We start from the raw sequence: 1041 nt of genomic DNA, 5'->3' as shown, positions 1-1041 counted from the left end.
CTGGCTGAAGGACAGCCAGATGGACGGGATCGACATCCTGAAGGCGGTAAAGCGGGACACCCCGGATATTCCGGTGGTGATCATCTCTGGCCACGGCAACATCGAAATTGCGGTCGCGGCGATCAAGCAGGGGGCTTATGACTTCATCGAAAAGCCCTTTAACATCGACCAGCTGATGGTTGTGATCCGGCGCGCGATGGAAACCTCGCGCCTGCGCCGGGAGAATACTGACCTTAAGCGCAAGGATACTGGCCCGGCAGAGATGATCGGGACTTCGGCAGCGTTCCGAACCCTGACCGGTCAGCTTGACAAGGTGACCAAATCCAACGGCCGGGTGATGCTGACCGGCCCGGCTGGCAGCGGCAAGGAAATCGCGGCCCGCTATATCCACGCCAATTCGAACCGTGCATCTGCGCCGTTCATCACGGTGAACTGCGCCAGCATCGAACCGGACCGGATGGAGGAAGTTCTGTTCGGCCGCGAGTCTTCGGAACGCGGGGTGGAGCCGGGGCTGCTCGAACAGGCGCACGGCGGTGTGGTGTTCTTTGACGAGGTCGCCGACATGCCGCTGGGCACCCAGTCCAAGATCTTGCGGGTGCTGGTGGATCAGCAATTCCAGCGGGTCGGCGGATCGGACAAGATCAAAGTTGATCTGCGGGTGGTGTCCTCCACCAACAAGGATCTGGATGCGGAAATCGAGGCTGGCACCTTCCGGCAGGAGCTGTATCACCGGCTGAACGTAGTGCCGGTGGCGGTGCCGTCGCTGGCGGACCGGCGCGAGGATATCCCGCTGCTGGCAGGCCATTTCATCGCTCAGTTCAACGAGGCCCAGGGCCTGCCGCTGCGCGAGCTGACGGATGAGGCGGTGGCGCTGATGCAGACCATGCTGTGGCCGGGCAATGTGCGCCAGCTGAAGAACCTGGTGGAGCGGGTGCTGATCCTGGGCGACGGCAGCGGCCCGATCGAGGCCAAGGACCTGCCGCGCGAGGAAGAGAAGCCGCAGGAAGAGGGCCGGGTGGTTCTGTCCGGAGCGCTGGCAAC

The 1041-nt window shown here is 63.1% G+C and carries 1 protein-coding gene; it reads left to right on the top strand.

The window, feature by feature from the left end; translation table 11 throughout:
• Positions 1–1041: sigma-54-dependent transcriptional regulator (locus tag RA26_RS21930; RefSeq protein WP_039187588.1), on the top strand; the 1041-nt coding region annotated here is incomplete at both ends.

Origin of the sequence: Leisingera sp. ANG-M7, assembly GCF_000813965.1 — a bacterium.
In the GTDB taxonomy this organism is placed as follows: domain Bacteria; phylum Pseudomonadota; class Alphaproteobacteria; order Rhodobacterales; family Rhodobacteraceae; genus Leisingera.
Note: the sequence above shows the minus strand (reverse complement) of the source record. Positions and strands in the feature narration are given on the sequence as shown.